Source organism: Pseudomonas sp. HP_08 (assembly GCF_055284095.1).
In genome coordinates this window covers 1-16,490 of the sequence record NZ_JBTOQC010000002.1, presented here as the reverse complement: position 1 = coordinate 16,490, position 16,490 = coordinate 1, and the positions used below count along the sequence as shown (strand labels likewise).

Genomic DNA, 16,490 nt, shown 5'->3' with positions numbered 1-16,490 from the left:
AGGCGGGTACCACCGAGATTCCATTAGCCACGCCCGCTGACAACGGGCCAACGAAGAACTTTGAACCATGGCCACTATCCACGTAGACGGCAAAGCGCTCGAAGTCGACGGTGCGGACAACCTGCTACAGGCTTGTCTGTCACTGGGCCTCGACATTCCGTATTTCTGCTGGCACCCCGCGCTTGGTAGCGTCGGTGCCTGTCGCCAGTGTGCGGTCAAGCAGTACAACGACGAGAACGACACCCGCGGTCGTATCGTCATGTCCTGCATGACGCCCGCCACCGACAACACCTGGATCTCCATCGACGATGATGAATCCAAGGCGTTCCGCGCCAGTGTCGTCGAATGGCTGATGACCAACCACCCGCACGACTGCCCGGTCTGCGAAGAAGGCGGTCACTGCCACCTGCAAGACATGACGGTGATGACCGGCCACAACGAGCGCCGTTATCGCTTCACCAAGCGCACCCACCAGAATCAGCAACTGGGGCCGTTCATTTCTCACGAGATGAACCGCTGCATCGCCTGCTACCGCTGCGTGCGCTACTACAAGGACTACGCCGGCGGCACCGACCTGGGTGTCTATGGCGCCCACGACAATGTGTACTTCGGTCGCGTTGAAGACGGCGTGCTGGAAAGCGAGTTCTCCGGCAACCTCACCGAGGTCTGCCCGACCGGTGTGTTCACCGACAAGACTCACTCCGAGCGCTACAACCGCAAGTGGGACATGCAGTTCTCGCCAAGCATCTGCCACGGTTGCTCCAGCGGCTGCAACATCAGCCCCGGTGAGCGTTATGGCGAACTGCGCCGTATCGAAAACCGCTTCAACGGCTCGGTCAACCAGTACTTCCTGTGCGACCGTGGCCGCTTCGGCTATGGCTACGTCAACCGCAAGGATCGCCCGCGCCAGCCGCTGCTGACCCGTGGTAACGAGCAGGTCAAGCTGAGCCTGGACGAGGCGCTGGACACTGCCGCCGACCTGCTGCGCGGCCGCAACATCGTCGGTATAGGCTCGCCACGCGCCAGCCTGGAAGGCAACTACGCGCTGCGCGAACTGGTCGGTGCCGAACACTTCTACAGCGGTATGGAAGCCGGTGAGCTGGAGCGCGTGCGCCTGATCGTGCAGATTCTGAACGACAGCCCGCTGCCAATCCCGAACCTGCGCGAGATCGAAGAACACGACGCCGTGTTCGTGCTCGGTGAAGACCTGACCCAGACCGCCGCCCGCGTGGCACTGGCCCTGCGCCAGGCGGTCAAGGGCAAGGCCCGCGACATGGCCGCCGCGATGAAAGTACAGCCGTGGCTCGATGCTGCGGTGCGTAACATCGCCCAGCACGAACTGAACCCGCTGTTTATTGCCAGCCTGGCCGAAACCCGCCTGGACGATGTCGCCGCCGAGTGCGTGCACGCCGCTCCCGACGACCTGGCACGCCTGGGCTTCGCCGTGGCCCACGCCATCGACGCCAGCGCGCCGGCCGTCGAAGGTCTGGAGCCTGAAGCCCGCGATCTGGTACAGCGCATCGCCGATGCCCTGCTGGCCGCCGAGCGTCCGCTGATCATCTCTGGCGGTTCGCTGGGCTCCAAGGCTTTGATCGAAGCGGCCGCGAACATCGCCAAGGCGCTGAAGCTGCGCGACAAGCAAGGCTCGATCAGCCTGGTGGTGCCGGAAGCCAACAGCATGGGCCTGGCCCTGCTCGGTGGTGATTCGGTCGACGCCGCTCTGCAACAAGTGATCTCCGGCAAGGCCGACGCCATCGTCGTGCTGGAAAACGATCTGTACACCCGTGTGGATGCCGCACTGGTCGACGCCGCCTTGAGCGCCGCCAAAGTGGTGATCGTCGCCGATCACCAGAAGACCGCCACCGCAGACCGCGCCCATCTGGTGCTGCCGGCAGCCAGCTTCGCTGAAGGCGACGGTACGCTGGTCAGCCTGGAAGGCCGCGCCCAGCGCTTCTTCCAGGTCTTCGACCCGACTTATCTGGATGCCAGCATTCTGGTACACGAAGGCTGGCGCTGGCTGCACGCGCTACGCTCGACGCTGCTCAACCAGCCGGTGGACTGGACGCAACTGGACCAGGTCACCGAAGCCTGCGCCGCCAGCACCCCGCGCCTTGCCGCCATCGTCAACGCAGCGCCGTCGGCTTCGTTCCGCATCAAGGGCTTGAAGCTGGCACGCGAGCCGCTGCGTTACAGCGGTCGTACCGCGATGCGCGCCAACATCAGCGTGCACGAGCCGCGCACTTCGCAAGACAAGGACACCGCGTTCTCGTTCTCGATGGAAGGCTACTCGGGTTCGGCCGAACCACGCCAACAAGTGCCGTTCGCCTGGTCGCCGGGCTGGAACTCGCCGCAGGCCTGGAACAAGTTCCAGGACGAAGTCGGTGGTCATCTGCGTGCCGGTGACCCGGGCACACGCTTGATCGAAAGCAGTGGCGATGATCGTCTGAGCTGGTTCGCCAGCGCGCCACGTGCCTTCTCGCCGGCACAGGGCACCTGGCAAGCCGTGCCGTTCTACCACCTGTTCGGCAGCGAAGAAAACAGCGCAAAAGCTGCACCTGTGCAAGAGCGTATCCCTGAGGCCTACGTGGCCCTGGCCAAGGCCGAAGCCGACCGCCTGGGTGTCAACGAAGGTGCCTTGCTGTCGTTGAACGTCGCCGGCAAGACCTTGCGTCTGCCGCTGCGTATCAATGAAGAGCTGGGCACGGGCCTGGTCGGCTTGCCGGTCGGTCTGGCCGGTATTCCGCCAGCGTTCAGCGGCAAACCCGTGGACGGTCTGCAGGAGGCAGCGCAATGAGCTGGTTCACCCCTGATGTGATCGATGCAATCATCGCGGTCCTCAAGGCCATCGTGATCCTGCTGGCCGTGGTGGTCAGCGGCGCATTGCTCAGCTTCGTCGAGCGCCGTTTGCTGGGCTGGTGGCAGGACCGTTACGGCCCGAACCGCGTAGGCCCGTTCGGCATGTTCCAGATCGCTGCCGACATGTTGAAGATGTTCTTCAAGGAAGACTGGATGCCGCCGTTTGCCGACAAGGTGATTTTCACCCTGGCACCGGTGGTCGCCATGAGCGCCTTGCTGATCGCCTTCGTGGTCATCCCGATCACTCCGACCTGGGGTGTGGCGGATCTGAACATCGGCCTGCTGTTCTTCTTCGCCATGGCCGGTCTTTCGGTGTATGCGGTGCTGTTCGCCGGCTGGTCGAGCAACAATAAGTACGCCCTGCTCGGCAGCCTGCGGGCCTCGGCACAGACCGTTTCGTATGAAGTGTTCATGGGCCTGGCGCTGATGGGCATCGTGGTGCAGGTCGGCTCGTTCAACATGCGCGACATCGTTGATTACCAGGCGCAGAACCTGTGGTTCATCATTCCGCAGTTCTTCGGCTTCTGTACGTTCTTCATCGCTGGCGTCGCCGTGACTCACCGTCACCCGTTCGACCAGCCAGAAGCCGAACAGGAACTGGCCGACGGTTACCACATCGAGTATGCCGGCATGAAATGGGGCATGTTCTTCGTCGGCGAGTACATCGGCATCGTGCTGATCTCGGCGCTGCTGGTGACCCTGTTCTTCGGCGGCTGGCATGGCCCGTTCGGCCTGCTGCCGCAGATCCCCTTCGTCTGGTTTGCCTTGAAGACCGCGTTCTTCATCATGCTGTTCATCCTGCTGCGCGCCTCTATTCCGCGCCCGCGTTATGACCAGGTGATGGATTTCAGCTGGAAATTCTGCCTGCCGCTGACCCTGATCAATCTGCTGGTGACTGCCGCGGTCGTGTTGTTAAACACGCCGGCAGGCTCGGTTCAGTGAGGTACTGATCCATGTTCAAATATATTGGCGACATCGTTAAGGGTACCGGTACCCAACTGCGCAGCCTGGTCATGGTCTTCGGCCATGGTTTTCGCAAGCGCGACACCCTGCAATACCCGGAAGAGGCGGTTTACCTGCCACCGCGTTATCGCGGCCGTATCGTCCTGACGCGCGACCCCGACGGCGAAGAGCGCTGCGTGGCCTGCAACCTGTGCGCCGTGGCCTGCCCGGTCGGCTGCATCTCGTTGCAGAAAACCGAAGATGAAGACGGTCGCTGGTACCCGGAGTTCTTCCGTATCAACTTCTCGCGCTGCATTTTCTGCGGCCTGTGCGAAGAAGCCTGCCCGACCACCGCGATCCAGCTCACGCCGGATTTCGAAATGGCCGACTTCAAGCGTCAGGACCTGGTGTACGAGAAGGAAGACCTGCTGATTTCCGGCCCCGGCAAGAACCCCGACTATAACTTCTATCGCGTTGCAGGCATGGCCATTGCCGGCAAGCCCAAGGGCTCCGCGCAGAATGAAGCCGAACCGATCAACGTCAAGAGCTTGCTGCCATAAGGAAGTACAGATGGAATTCGCTTTCTATTTCGCATCCGGCATTGCTGTGGTGTCGACCCTGCGGGTCATCACCAATACCAATCCGGTGCATGCCCTGCTCTACCTGATCATTTCGCTGATCGCCGTGGCCATGACGTTTTTCGCCCTCGGCGCACCGTTTGCCGGTGTTCTGGAAATCATCGCCTACGCCGGCGCCATCATGGTGCTGTTCGTGTTCGTGGTCATGATGCTCAACCTGGGGCCCGCTTCGGTGCAGCAGGAACGCGCCTGGCTCAAGCCCGGCATCTGGGGCGGCCCGGTGTTCCTTGGCGCGCTGCTGCTGGGTGAGCTGCTGTATGTGCTGTTCAGCAACCCGAGCGGTGCGGGCCTGGGCCACACCACTGTGGACGCCAAGGCCGTCGGCATCAGCCTGTTCGGCCCTTACCTGCTGGTCGTGGAGCTGGCGTCGATGCTGCTGCTGGCCGCTGCCGTGACTGCATTCCACCTGGGTCGCAATGAACCCAGGGAAGAAGGAGCCAAGCCATGAATGCTATTCCTCTCGAACATGGCCTGGCGGTTGCCGGCGTCCTGTTCTGCCTGGGCCTGGTCGGCCTGATGGTGCGCCGCAACATCCTTTTCGTGCTCATGAGCCTGGAAATCATGATGAACGCGGCGGCCCTGGCATTCGTGGTGGCGGGTAGCCGTTGGGGTCAGCCGGATGGACAGGTCATGTTCATTCTGGTCATCAGCCTTGCGGCGGCCGAGGCCAGTATTGGCCTGGCGATCCTGATGCAGCTGTATCGCCGCTTCCACACTCTCGATATCGATGCTGCCAGCGAGATGCGCGGATGAACCTTCTTTTCCTGACTTTCGTATTTCCCCTGATCGGTTTTCTGCTGCTGTCGTTCTCGCGTGGACGCTTCTCGGAAAATCTCTCGGCGCTGATCGGCGTCGGCTCGGTCGGCCTGTCGGCCATCGTCACGGCCTGGATCATCTGGCAATTCAACGTCGCACCGCCCGAAGGTGGTCATTACACCCAGGTGCTGTGGCAGTGGATGGACGTCGATGGCTTCAGCCCGAACCTGGCGCTGTATCTGGACGGCCTGTCGGTGACCATGCTCGGCGTGGTGGTCGGCGTAGGCTTCCTGATCCACCTGTTTGCGTCCTGGTACATGCGCGGTGAAGAGGGCTACTCGCGCTTCTTCTCCTACACCAACCTGTTCATTGCCAGCATGTTGTTCCTGATCCTGGGCGACAACCTGCTGTTCATCTACTTCGGTTGGGAAGGCGTGGGCCTGTGCAGCTACTTGCTGATCGGCTTCTACTACAGCCACCGCAAGAACGGCGACGCGGCACTCAAAGCGTTTATCGTGACCCGTATCGGCGACGTGTTCATGGCCATCGGCCTGTTCATCCTGTTCCAGCAACTGGGCACCCTGAACATTCAGGAATTGCTGGTGCGGGCACCGGAACACTTCAAGGCCGGTGACTTCTGGATCGTTCTGGCGACCCTGATGCTGCTGGGCGGCGCGGTGGGCAAATCGGCGCAGCTGCCGCTGCAAACCTGGCTGGCCGATGCGATGGCTGGCCCGACGCCGGTTTCGGCGTTGATCCACGCCGCGACCATGGTGACGGCAGGCGTTTACCTGATCGCCCGGACCCACGGCCTGTTCGTGCTGGCACCGGATGTTCTGCATCTGGTCGGCATCGTCGGTGGCGTCACGCTGGTCCTGGCCGGCTTTGCCGCTCTGGTACAGACCGATATCAAGCGGATTCTTGCCTACTCGACCATGAGCCAGATCGGCTACATGTTCCTGGCCCTGGGCGTGGGTGCCTGGGAAGGCGCGATCTTCCACCTGATGACCCACGCTTTCTTCAAGGCCCTGCTGTTCCTGGCCTCCGGTGCGGTGATCGTTGCCTGCCACCACGAGCAGAACATCTTCAAGATGGGCGGCCTGTGGAAGAAACTGCCGCTGGCCTACGCCAGCTTCATCGTCGGTGGTGCCGCCCTGGCTGCCCTGCCGCTGCTGACGGCAGGCTTCTACTCCAAGGACGAGATTCTCTGGGAAGCGTTCGCCAGCGGTCACAACGGCTTGCTGTACGCCGGCTTGCTCGGCGCGTTCATGACCTCGATCTACACCTTCCGCCTGATCTTCATCGCCTTCCATGGCGAAGCCAAGACCGAAGCACATGCCGGCCACGGGATTTCCCACTGGCTGCCACTGTCGGTGCTGATCGTGCTGTCGACCTTCGTCGGCGCCCTGATCACTCCGCCACTGGCCGGTGTACTGCCGCAAAGCGTCGGCCATGCCGGCGGCGAAGCCAAGCACAGCCTGGAAATCGCCTCGGGCGCCATCGCCATCGCCGGTATCCTGCTGGCCGCGGTGCTGTTCCTGGGCAAGCGCACGCTGGTCACCGCGATCGCCAACAGCGGTATCGGTCGCCTGCTCTCGGCCTGGTGGTTTGCCGCGTGGGGCTTTGACTGGATCTACGACAAACTGTTCGTCAAGCCTTATCTGGCGATCAGCCACTTGCTGCGCAGCGACCCGTTCGACCGCGTCATTGGTCTGATCCCGCGTCTGGTCAAAGGCGGTCATGTGTCCATGAGCCGTACCGAAACCGGCCAGCTTCGTTGGTATGCAGCCTCGATCGCCGTGGGAGCCGTTCTGGTCCTGGGCGCCGTTCTGGTTGCGGTCTGACATGAACCTTGCGAATTTGCGAAAGGAATTGAGCCCGTCATGATTCTGCCTTGGCTAATCCTGATCCCCTTTATCGGCGGCCTGCTCTGCTGGTTGTTTGAGCGCGTCAGCGCCACACTGCCACGCTGGATCGCGCTGGCGACCATGTCCCTGCTGCTCGGCCTCGGCCTGTGGCTGTGGGCGACCGGCAACTACAGCCTGGCGCCGGCTCCTGCCGCCGGCCCCCAGTGGACCCTGGAATTCCAGGCCGACTGGATCACCCGCTTCGGTATCAGCCTGCACCTGGCCCTGGACGGCCTGTCGCTGCTGATGATCCTGCTCACCGGTCTGCTCGGCGTTCTGTCGGTGCTGTGCTCGTGGAAGGAAATCCAGCGCAAGGTCGGCTTCTTCCACCTGAACCTGATGTGGATCCTGGGCGGTGTGGTTGGCGTGTTCCTGGCCATCGACCTGTTCCTGTTCTTCTTCTTCTGGGAAATGATGCTGGTGCCGATGTATTTCCTCATCGCGCTCTGGGGTCACAGCTCCTCGGATGGCAAGAAGACCCGGATCTACGCGGCGACCAAGTTCTTCATCTTCACTCAGGCCAGCGGCCTGATCATGCTGGTGGCGATCCTGGGTCTGGTGCTGGTGCATTACAACCAGACCGGCATCCTGACCTTCGCCTATGCCGAACTGCTGAAGACGCAACTGGCACCCGGCACCGAGTACATCCTGATGCTGGGCTTCTTCATCGCCTTCGCGGTGAAGCTGCCGGTGGTGCCGCTGCACTCCTGGCTGCCGGACGCTCACGCCCAGGCGCCAACCGCAGGTTCTGTGGACCTGGCCGGTATCCTGCTGAAAACAGCGGCCTATGGCCTGCTGCGCTTTGCCTTGCCGCTGTTCCCTAACGCCTCGGCCGAGTTTGCGCCGATCGCCATGACGCTGGGCCTGATCGGTATCTTCTACGGTGCCTTCCTGGCCTTCGCACAGAGCGATATCAAGCGTCTGATCGCGTTCTCCAGCGTCTCGCACATGGGTTTCGTGCTGATCGGGATCTACTCCGGCAGCCAGCAAGCCCTGCAAGGCGTGGTCATCCAGATGATCGCCCACGGTGTTTCGGCGGCGGCGCTGTTTATTCTCAGCGGTCAGTTGTACGAGCGCCTGCACACCCGTGACATGCGCCAGATGGGCGGCCTGTGGTCGCGCATTCCTTATCTGCCGGCGATCAGCCTGTTCTTTGCCGCCGCGTCGCTGGGCTTGCCGGGCACCGGTAACTTCGTCGGTGAGTTCCTGATCCTGCTGGGCAGCTTCGTGCACTCGCCATGGGTCACGGCGATTGCCACCTCCGGCCTGGTGTTCGGTTCGGTCTATTCGTTGATCATGATCCACCGCGCGTACTTCGGTCCTTCCAGTTCCGACCAGGTCTACAAAGGCATGGATGCGCGCGAAATGCTCATGGTGCTGGGGCTTGCCGTTCTGTTGATCGTGCTCGGGGTTTACCCGCAGCCGTTCCTGGACACATCGGCGGCGACCATGCACGGCGTGCAGCAATGGCTAGGCACTGCCTTCACTCAACTCGCTTCGGCCCGGTAAGAGCGCTATGGACCTGACGATTCAACACTTTATTGCGCTTGGCCCCCTGCTGATCACCAGCCTCACCGTTGTGGTGGTGATGCTGGCAATCGCATGGCGGCGCAATCACTCGCAAACCTTCCTGCTCAGCGTGGCCGGCCTGAACCTGGCGCTGCTGTCGGTTTACCCGGCACTCAAAGTCGCGCCGCTGGTGGTGACACCGCTTCTGCACATCGATGCGTTCGCGTGCTTCTACATGGCGTTGATCCTGGCATCGACCCTGGCCTGCGTAACCATGGCCCATGCTTATCTGGGCGATGACAAGGTCGGCTACCCGGGCAATCGCGAAGAACTGTACCTGCTGATTCTGCTGGCTGCCGCCGGTGGTCTGGTGCTGGTCAGCGCGCAACACCTGGCGGGCCTGTTCATTGGTCTGGAGCTGCTGTCGGTGCCGGTCTATGGCCTGGTGGCCTACGCTTTCTTCAACAAGCGTTCGCTGGAAGGCGGCATCAAGTACATGGTGCTGTCGGCCGCCGGTTCCGCGTTCCTGCTGTTCGGTATGGCGTTGCTGTATGCCGAAGCCGGCAGCCTGAGCTTCGACGGTATCGGCAAGGCGCTGGCAGCCACTGGCCTGCCAAGCCCGATTGCCAGTATCGGCCTGGGCATGATGGTGGTGGGGCTGGCGTTCAAGCTGTCGCTGGTGCCTTTCCACCTGTGGACCCCGGACGTTTACGAAGGCGCCCCGGCGCCGGTCGCCGCCTTCCTGGCCACCGCCAGCAAGGTCGCAGTGTTTGCGGTGCTGGTGCGTCTGTTCCAGATCTCTCCGGCGGCCAGCGGCGGCGTGCTGCAGGATGTGCTGGCGGTGATTGCAGTCGCATCGATTGTGGTCGGTAACCTGCTGGCACTGGTGCAGAACAACCTCAAGCGTCTGCTGGGTTATTCGTCGATTGCCCACTTCGGTTACCTGATGATCGCCCTGGTGGCGAGCAAGGGCATGGCCGTTGAAGCCATTGGCGTGTACCTGACCACTTATGTGCTGACCTCGCTGGGCAGCTTCGGCGTGATCACCATGATGTCGTCGCCGTACAGCGGTCGCGACGCCGATGCGATGTTCGAGTACCGCGGCCTGTTCTGGCGTCGTCCGTACCTGACTGCGGTCATGACCCTGATGATGCTCTCGCTGGCCGGCATTCCGCTGACCGCAGGCTTCATCGGCAAGTTCTACATCATTGCCAGCGGTGTCGAGTCGCAACTGTGGTGGCTGGTCGGCGCACTGGTACTGGGCAGCGCCATCGGCGTGTTCTACTACCTGCGCGTGATGGTCACCATGTACCTGGTGGACAACAAGATGCCGCGTCACGATGCTGCCTTCAACTGGGCACAGCGCACCGGTGGCGTGATGCTGCTGGCCGTGGCGATCCTGACCTTCGCGCTGGGTGTCTACCCGCAGCCGTTGCTGGATCTGGTGATCAACTCCGGGCTGCATCTGCCGGGCTGATTGCTTGCGGTATAAAAAAACCCTGCTCTGGAAGCAGGGTTTTTTTTCGCCTGTACTGCCCGCTTAGCCAGGCAGTTGTACACGCTTCTTGGTTTCGGAAAACAGTGCCCAGCAAGAGATGAACAGCGCAGCAATCAAGGGCCCGATGACAAAGCCATTGAGGCCAAAGACCGACATGCCGCCCAGCGTGCTGATCAGGATCAGGTAGTCCGGCATGCGGGTGTCCTTGCCGACCAGTACCGGACGCAGCACGTTATCCACCAGACCAATGACCAGCACGCCAAACAAGGCCAGCACCACGCCTTGCCAGATCATGCCGCTGAGCAGGAAGTACACCGCCACCGGCGCCCAGACAATCCCGGCACCCACCGCTGGCAACAGCGACAGGAAGGCCATGATCACCGCCCAGAGCAAGGCGCTTGGGATGTCCAGAACCCAGAAAATAAAGCCACCCAGCGCGCCTTGGGTTACGGCGACCACCACGTTGCCTTTGACCGTGGCACGCACGACGCGGTTGAACTTCAGTTGCAGGCGACGTTTGTGTGGATCGGCCAGTGGCACGGCGTTACGGATCTTGCGCACCAGTTCCTGGCCATCGCGCAGAAAGAAGAACAACAGGTAGAGCATGATGAAAAAGCTCACCACGAAGTCGAACGTGCCCTGACCAAAGCTGAACGCCTGGGTCGCCAGGTACTGGCTGCCTTGCATGGCGCCTTTGGCGATCTTGTCACGCAGGCCATTGAAATCACCCATGCCCATGCGGTCGAGCAGGTTTTGCCCCGATGCCGGCAACAAGGTCTTGAATTCGTTGAGGTAGCTGGCAATGTCCAGCTGGCCGCTTTCGACATTCTTGTAGAGCAGCGTGCCTTCCTGAACCAGCATGGCGCTGATCACGATCACCGGCAAAATGGCAATGATCAGGCATATCGTCAGGGTGATGAGGCTGGTCTGGTTGCGTGAGCGGCCAAAACGCAGTTGCAGACGGCGTTGCAAGGGCGAAAAAAGGATGCCGAGGATCACCGCCCAGAATACGGCGCCGTAGAACGGCAGCAAGATCCAGATGAAGGCAATGGTGACCAGTGCCACTAACAGCAGCAGGGTCTTGTTTTGCAGGTTGGTTTCGTTCATGTCTTATCCATGTCGTCAGGGCGGGCTCTATGCCCGCTCTAGAGGCTTAGTCCGCCCCGACGCGCACGAGTGCCGTACGTACTGGCAAATTGCTGGATATCGACAGGAACGGCGGGAGCCGAGGCTCCCGCGGAGGTTTTCTTCAGACCCTGAATTGGGTGGCCAGTGCACCCAGGCGCTGGCCCAGCTCGGCAAGACTGCGTGAAGTCTGGGCACCCTGACGGGTTTCGTCGGCCACGCTGTCCACTGCCACGGCGATTTGATGGACGCTGCGATTGATCTCTTCGGCTACAGCGGTCTGTTCTTCGGCAGCGCTGGCGATCTGTGCGTTCATGGCATTGATGGTGGCGATCAGTTCGCCAATGGTCACCAGTGAACGTCCGGCTTCGTTGGCCTGTACCGAGGTGCCATCACCGGCCTCACTGGAGCGGCGCATGGCACCGACCGCATCGGATGTACCCTGCTGCAGACGGGTAATCATCGACTGGATCTCTTGCGTGCTTTGCTGGGTGCGGCTGGCAAGCGCCCGGACTTCGTCGGCCACCACCGCAAATCCGCGCCCGGCCTCCCCTGCCCTGGCCGCTTCAATGGCGGCATTGAGGGCCAGCAGGTTGGTTTGCTCGGCAATGGAACGGATCACGCCCAGCACGCTGACGATCGAGGAGACATCCTGCTGCAGGCTGTCGAGCGAGACGCCGCTCTTGCGGATGTCGTCCACCAGCGAGTGAATCTGCGCAATGCTGCCATCGACCACGCGCTTGGCGGCGCGGCCCTGCTCGTCGGTCTGCTGGGCGGCCGTCGAGGCATTCTGGGCGCTTTTGGCGACTTCCTGGGCGGCCGCAGACATCTGGTTGATTGCCGTGGCCACCTGATCGGTTTCGTAACGCTGGCGATCCATGGCTTGTTCGGAGCGCTGGGCCTGCGAGGAAACTTCGGCGACCAGCCCGGTCAATTGGGTCGTCACTTCGGTCATCTGCCGCACCAGGCCATGAATCTTGTCGACAAAGCGGTTGAAGGAGCCGGCCAGTTCGCCCAGCTCATCCTGACTGGTGATTTGCAAACGCTTGGTCAGGTCCCCGTCACCGGCGGCGATATCATCAAGGTTGGCTTTCATCAGGCGCAACGGACGCAATAGAGTGCCAGTCACCAGCACACCGACCACGCTGATCACCAGTAGCAGCAACACGGTGATGCCGACAATGCTGTAGAGCATTTCCTGCAAGCGCGCCTCGACGCTTTGCCGGACCTGCTCGACCTGCGCCTCGATACCATCGAGATTGACCGCGCTGCCGACCACCAGGTCCCATTTCGGCAAGTATTCGGTATAGCCCACCTTGGGAACCGGCTCGGTCTTGCCCGGCAAGGCGGAGGCGTAGCGCACGTAATGCGTGCCGTTCTTGGCCACAGCGACCAATTCACGGTTCAGATAGATACCATTGGGGTCGCGGACATCCTTGAAGCTTTTGCCCAGACCATCGGAACTGTTGCTTCTGAAAATACGGATGATCTCGGAGTCATAACCGAACAGATAGCCGTCCTTGCCATAGCTGACGGCCGAGAACAGTTTTATGGCATTGGCTTTTGCGCTTTCATCGCCAGGCGCCGCAGCGTCGTACATGGGCTTGATGGCGCTGAGGGCAATCGATACATGGTCCTTGAGATTGGTCTTGGCTTCGTCAAGCAAACGCTCGCGTGTTTCGCTGACTTCCAGCTCAGCCTGCTGCTGGAGAATATAAACGGTGGCGGCACTGATGATCAGCGCAAACAGAAGCACAGGCACGACGGCCAGTAACAGCACTTTGGCTTTGAGATTTGGACGCATAGGAAATGCCTTGTGGTTATTGTTGTTGTAAAACCCGGCTCTTGAACGGTTATCGGCTCCTGTGCCCTTAGATTGAGGTGCGCTCCGGCAAATCGATACGAACCTGCAAGCCGCCTGCCGGGCTTGCCAGCAGTTGCAGTGTGCCTCCCCAGGCCTCGACGATGTCGCGCACGATCCCCAGCCCAAGGCCGTGCCCGGTGGTCTGTTCATCCAGACGTGTGCCCCGGCTGAAGACTGCTTCGCGGCGCGACTCGGGAATCCCCGGCCCATCGTCGTCAACCTGCAAACAGATTCCCTGAAGGCTCTGGCCCAGGCTCAAACGCACTTCACTGTCGGCCCATTTACAGGCGTTGTCCAGCAGGTTACCCAACAGTTCTAGCAGATCTTCGCGGTCCCACGGCAGGAACAGGCCGGGCGGAATATCGTTGATCAATTGCAAGTGTTCGCCATGGATCATCTGCAGAGTGGAAAACAGCCCCGGCAGCTCTACGTCGCAGTCGAAACGGGCACCTGGCAAGGCATCTCCGGACAACCGCGCGCGGTTGAGCTCACGCTCCAGACGCTGCTGGATCTGCTCAAGCTGCTCCTGCAGGGTCTTGCGCAAGGCGGGATGGGCATCGAGTTGCTGATTGGAGGCCAGGCTGAGCATGACTGCCAGAGGTGTCTTCAAGGCGTGTCCAAGATTGCCCAGTGCATTACGCGAACGTTTGAGGCTGTCTTCGGTATGGGCCAGCAAATGGTTGATCTGATCGACCAGAGGCTCAAGCTCACGCGGCACCTGATTGTCCAGTTGTGAGCGCTGTCCTTGCTGCAACTGGGAGATCTGTTCACGCACGGTATTGAGCGGGCGCAATGCGCGGCGCACGGTCACACGTTGCAGGATCAGCACCAGGATCAAGGCCGCCAGGCCCAGCCCCATGCCAACCTGCTGCATGCGCTGAAAGCTCTTGCGTACCGGCGTGTAGTCCTGAGCGACGGTGATGGAGATCTTCTGGCCGAACTTGCGGTAGTCCGCGGTCAATAGCAACAGCGACTGGCCGGTGTTACCCAGCTCAAGGTTGGCATGCAGGCCATTGCTTTGCGGCTGCGGCAGCTCAAAGTCCCACAGCGAGCGGGAGCGCCAGTGGCCATCGGCAAAATCGACACGAAAGTAATGACCCGAGAAAGGCCGATGGTAAGCGCCCGACAAACGCTGCTCATCGAGTTGCAAACCCGCCGGACCTCGCACCAGGGCGACCAGCAGGTTTTCACTTTCATTACGCAGGCCGGACTCCAGATAACGCTGCAAGCCCATCTCGAACAGCCACAGGCTGGTCTGCGCCATGATCAGGCCGATGACCAGCATGATCGCGATCAGCCCCAGGCTCAGGCGTCGCTGAATCGACTTCAATCGCCTGCCCCACCGAGCAGATAGCCTTGGCCCCGACGGGTTTCAATGACTGCACGGCCCAGCTTGCGGCGCAGGTGATTGACGTGAACTTCGATCACGTTGGAGTCGCGCTCGTTTTCGCCGTCGTAAAGGTGCTCGGACAAATGGCTTTTCGAAAGAATCTGCCCTGGATGCAGCATGAAGTAACGCAACAGGCGAAACTCGGCGGACGTCAGTTGAACGTCGACACCGTCGCGGGACACCGACTGGCTGCCCTCATCCAGATGCAACCCGGCAGACTCCAGTTTCGGCTGGTTGGCCAGGCCACGCGCACGACGTAACAGGCCCTGGATGCGCAGTTGCAGTTCTTCGGGGTGAAAAGGCTTGGTCAGGTAGTCATCGGCACCGGCTTTAAGCCCTTCGATACGTTCCGACCAGGAACCGCGCGCCGTCAGTACCAGCACCGGAGTGGCCAGGCCATTGCTGCGCCAGTGCGCCAGGACCTCGAGTCCCGGTACACCGGGAAGTCCCAGGTCGAGCACGATCAGATCATACGGCTCGCTGAGGCCTTGATACTGAGCGTCACGGCCATCGGCAAGCCAATCGACGGCATAACCCTGCCGACTCAGCGTCGACAACAGCTCATCGGCGAGCGGAACATGATCTTCAACCAGAAGCAGGCGCATCAGTCATCTTCCTCATCTTTGAGCAGTCGGCTGTCGCGGGCATCGAACTTGAGCTCGCGGACAACGCCTTCGGTGGTCAGCAACTCGAATTCGTAGACGTACACACCGTGTTTTTCTTCAAGCTCGGCTTCCAGCAGCCTGGAGCCTGGGTGACGCGCCAATGCCTGCTCGATGAACTGCTCAAGCGGCAGGATAATACCGCGCTGGCGCAATTGCAGGGCCTCATCCTGATCCAGATCCCTGGCCTGGGTGCAGGTGCACAGTGCAATCAGCCCGAGCAGGGCCATACGACGCTTGTTGACACTCATTAGTCGTCCTGATGGTTCTTATGGATCTTGCCTGTTACAGCGTCGAGCTGCAGATCCCAGTCGACCCCTTTGCTGTCCCGCAGGTCGATCTGGTAGACATATTTGCCGTATTCGTTTTCAAGCTCGGTATCGGTGATGGTTGCTCCAGGATGGGCCGCCAGTGCCACGGCATTCAGCTTTTCGAAGGACTGAATGACACCGGTGTCTCTAAGCCTCAGCGCTTCATCCGGTCCGACTTCGTGTGCCAAGGCAAATGTGCCAATCACAAGGGTGGACGAGGCCAGAAGGGTTACAAAAGCGTTCATAGGGGCTCCATGATTGAAATGACTATTCATGAGCACCACGATACCGCTGCCAACTTAACTCAAACTGAATACATCTGGCCACCTGCCATCAGCTTTGCACTGGGTCATAACTTTGGCTGTTATCGACGCGTTTCATGCCTTTGCTGTTACAATCTGCGCCTGCATCTCGTTTATAGAGTCAAGATTTTGGAAATATTCAAAGAGTTTACCTTTGAGTCCGCTCATCGCCTTCCCCATGTACCTGAAGGTCATAAATGCGGCCGCCTGCATGGTCATTCGTTTCGTGTCGGCATTCATTTGTCAGGCCCGGTAGATCCTCACACTGGCTGGATACGGGATTTCTCAGAGATAAAAGCGATCTTCAAGCCTCTTTATGAGCGTCTGGATCACAACTATCTCAATGACATTCCAGGCCTTGAAAACCCTACCAGTGAAAACCTGGCGAAATGGATCTGGATTGAGCTGAAGCCACTTCTGCCAGAACTGAGTGCAATCAGGATTCATGAAACCTGCACGAGTGGCTGCGAATATCGCGGCGATTGAAGAGCAGGATCGTGTACAAGACCGCCTTATGAGGCGGTCTTTTTTTGTCCTGAAAAACGTTTTTATATGCCTGCCGGCTTTTCTTCCGCGCAAAGCAAAACCCCCGATCGCAGTGCGATCAGGGGTTCTGGGATTGAATCTTGACGATGACCTACTCTCACATGGAGAAGCTCCACACTACCATCGGCGATGCATCGTTTCACTGCTGAGTTCGGGATGGGATCAGGTGGTTCCAATGCTCTAT

At 60.5% G+C, this 16,490-nt stretch carries 15 protein-coding genes, 1 rRNA gene and 1 pseudogene; 9 read left to right on the top strand and 8 right to left on the bottom strand.

Features of this window, described 5'->3' with window-relative positions:
* Positions 1–67: 67 nt before the first annotated feature.
* From nuoG to nuoN, 8 genes are read left to right on the top strand one after another with little or no spacing between them, the layout of a single operon-like run.
* The gene (gene nuoG, locus ACYAS9_RS03095) at positions 68–2,794 is read left to right on the top strand and encodes an NADH-quinone oxidoreductase subunit NuoG (protein ID WP_463566851.1); all 2,727 of its coding nucleotides are present in this window, start codon (positions 68–70) and stop codon (positions 2,792–2,794) included.
* Complete coding sequence (nuoH, locus tag ACYAS9_RS03090; protein ID WP_459744937.1) at positions 2,791–3,798, top strand: NADH-quinone oxidoreductase subunit NuoH; 1,008 nt, start codon at positions 2,791–2,793, stop codon at positions 3,796–3,798. Before nuoG ends, nuoH begins: the two co-directional genes overlap by 4 nt.
* A gap of 11 nt (positions 3,799–3,809) precedes the next feature.
* Positions 3,810–4,358: an NADH-quinone oxidoreductase subunit NuoI gene (gene nuoI / locus ACYAS9_RS03085; protein WP_459744938.1), complete on the top strand. Its 549-nt coding sequence runs from the start codon at positions 3,810–3,812 to the stop codon at positions 4,356–4,358.
* Positions 4,359–4,368: 10 nt separating this feature from the next.
* Positions 4,369–4,884, top strand: coding sequence for an NADH-quinone oxidoreductase subunit J (gene nuoJ / locus ACYAS9_RS03080; protein WP_463566850.1), 516 nt, complete (start codon positions 4,369–4,371; stop codon positions 4,882–4,884).
* Positions 4,881–5,189: an NADH-quinone oxidoreductase subunit NuoK gene (gene nuoK / locus ACYAS9_RS03075; protein ID WP_003317980.1), complete on the top strand. Its 309-nt coding sequence runs from the start codon at positions 4,881–4,883 to the stop codon at positions 5,187–5,189. Before nuoJ ends, nuoK begins: the two co-directional genes overlap by 4 nt.
* Positions 5,186–7,036, top strand: coding sequence for an NADH-quinone oxidoreductase subunit L (nuoL, locus tag ACYAS9_RS03070; protein ID WP_463566849.1), 1,851 nt, complete (start codon positions 5,186–5,188; stop codon positions 7,034–7,036). Before nuoK ends, nuoL begins: the two co-directional genes overlap by 4 nt.
* 39 nt (positions 7,037–7,075) lie before the next feature.
* A complete protein-coding gene (gene nuoM / locus ACYAS9_RS03065) occupies positions 7,076–8,608 on the top strand; it encodes an NADH-quinone oxidoreductase subunit M (RefSeq protein ID WP_463566848.1) in 1,533 nt (510 codons plus the stop codon).
* A gap of 7 nt (positions 8,609–8,615) precedes the next feature.
* Positions 8,616–10,085, top strand: a complete 1,470-nt coding sequence (nuoN, locus tag ACYAS9_RS03060; protein WP_463566847.1) for an NADH-quinone oxidoreductase subunit NuoN — start codon at positions 8,616–8,618, stop codon at positions 10,083–10,085.
* Positions 10,086–10,148: 63 nt separating this feature from the next.
* On the opposite strand, the gene ACYAS9_RS03055 is transcribed toward nuoN, so the two are convergent.
* From ACYAS9_RS03055 to ACYAS9_RS03025, 7 genes and pseudogenes are all read right to left on the bottom strand, one after another.
* Positions 10,149–11,213, bottom strand: coding sequence for an AI-2E family transporter (locus ACYAS9_RS03055; protein WP_463566846.1), 1,065 nt, complete (start codon positions 11,211–11,213; stop codon positions 10,149–10,151).
* A gap of 142 nt (positions 11,214–11,355) precedes the next feature.
* Positions 11,356–12,111, bottom strand: coding sequence for a methyl-accepting chemotaxis protein (locus ACYAS9_RS03050; RefSeq protein ID WP_463567028.1), 756 nt, complete (start codon positions 12,109–12,111; stop codon positions 11,356–11,358).
* Positions 12,112–12,213: 102 nt separating this feature from the next.
* Positions 12,214–13,035, bottom strand: a pseudogene (locus ACYAS9_RS03045) (cache domain-containing protein); the annotation flags it as partial.
* A gap of 67 nt (positions 13,036–13,102) precedes the next feature.
* Positions 13,103–14,425 carry a sensor histidine kinase gene (locus ACYAS9_RS03040; protein ID WP_463566845.1) on the bottom strand — a complete coding sequence of 441 codons (1,323 nt, stop codon included), beginning with the start codon at positions 14,423–14,425 and terminating at the stop codon, positions 13,103–13,105.
* Complete coding sequence (locus ACYAS9_RS03035) at positions 14,422–15,090, bottom strand: response regulator transcription factor (RefSeq protein WP_463566844.1); 669 nt, start codon at positions 15,088–15,090, stop codon at positions 14,422–14,424. Before ACYAS9_RS03035 ends, ACYAS9_RS03040 begins: the two co-directional genes overlap by 4 nt.
* On the bottom strand, positions 15,090–15,398 hold the full coding sequence (locus tag ACYAS9_RS03030; RefSeq protein WP_463566843.1) for a PepSY domain-containing protein: 309 nt from the start codon (positions 15,396–15,398) through the stop codon (positions 15,090–15,092). The genes ACYAS9_RS03035 and ACYAS9_RS03030 overlap by 1 nt, the downstream gene beginning before the upstream one ends.
* On the bottom strand, positions 15,398–15,703 hold the full coding sequence (locus ACYAS9_RS03025; protein WP_463566842.1) for a PepSY domain-containing protein: 306 nt from the start codon (positions 15,701–15,703) through the stop codon (positions 15,398–15,400). The genes ACYAS9_RS03030 and ACYAS9_RS03025 overlap by 1 nt, the downstream gene beginning before the upstream one ends.
* A gap of 186 nt (positions 15,704–15,889) precedes the next feature.
* Here ACYAS9_RS03025 and queD point away from each other — a divergent pair, with 186 nt between their 5' ends.
* Entirely contained in the window at positions 15,890–16,246 is a 357-nt protein-coding gene (queD, locus tag ACYAS9_RS03020) for a 6-carboxytetrahydropterin synthase QueD (RefSeq protein ID WP_122468044.1), read from the top strand.
* A gap of 138 nt (positions 16,247–16,384) precedes the next feature.
* Here queD and rrf read toward each other — a convergent pair.
* Positions 16,385–16,490: ribosomal RNA gene (rrf, locus tag ACYAS9_RS03015) — 5S ribosomal RNA — on the bottom strand; the annotation flags it as partial.

Excerpts from the sequence above, each read along its gene's own strand:
- nuoG (WP_463566851.1), top strand. The coding sequence starts at position 68 with ATGGCCACTATCCACGTAGACGGCAAAGCGCTCGAAGTCGACGGTGCG.
- nuoI (WP_459744938.1), top strand. The coding sequence starts at position 3,810 with ATGTTCAAATATATTGGCGACATCGTTAAGGGTACCGGTACCCAACTG.
- ACYAS9_RS03050 (WP_463567028.1), bottom strand. The coding sequence starts at position 12,111 with ATGGATCGCCAGCGTTACGAAACCGATCAGGTGGCCACGGCAATCAAC.
- ACYAS9_RS03025 (WP_463566842.1), bottom strand. The coding sequence starts at position 15,703 with ATGAACGCTTTTGTAACCCTTCTGGCCTCGTCCACCCTTGTGATTGGC.
- nuoJ (WP_463566850.1), top strand. The coding sequence starts at position 4,369 with ATGGAATTCGCTTTCTATTTCGCATCCGGCATTGCTGTGGTGTCGACC.
- nuoH (WP_459744937.1), top strand. The coding sequence starts at position 2,791 with ATGAGCTGGTTCACCCCTGATGTGATCGATGCAATCATCGCGGTCCTC.
- nuoK (WP_003317980.1), top strand. The coding sequence starts at position 4,881 with ATGAATGCTATTCCTCTCGAACATGGCCTGGCGGTTGCCGGCGTCCTG.
- nuoM (WP_463566848.1), top strand. The coding sequence starts at position 7,076 with ATGATTCTGCCTTGGCTAATCCTGATCCCCTTTATCGGCGGCCTGCTC.
- ACYAS9_RS03030 (WP_463566843.1), bottom strand. The coding sequence starts at position 15,398 with ATGAGTGTCAACAAGCGTCGTATGGCCCTGCTCGGGCTGATTGCACTG.
- nuoL (WP_463566849.1), top strand. The coding sequence starts at position 5,186 with ATGAACCTTCTTTTCCTGACTTTCGTATTTCCCCTGATCGGTTTTCTG.
- ACYAS9_RS03055 (WP_463566846.1), bottom strand. The coding sequence starts at position 11,213 with ATGAACGAAACCAACCTGCAAAACAAGACCCTGCTGCTGTTAGTGGCA.
- nuoN (WP_463566847.1), top strand. The coding sequence starts at position 8,616 with ATGGACCTGACGATTCAACACTTTATTGCGCTTGGCCCCCTGCTGATC.
- ACYAS9_RS03035 (WP_463566844.1), bottom strand. The coding sequence starts at position 15,090 with ATGCGCCTGCTTCTGGTTGAAGATCATGTTCCGCTCGCCGATGAGCTG.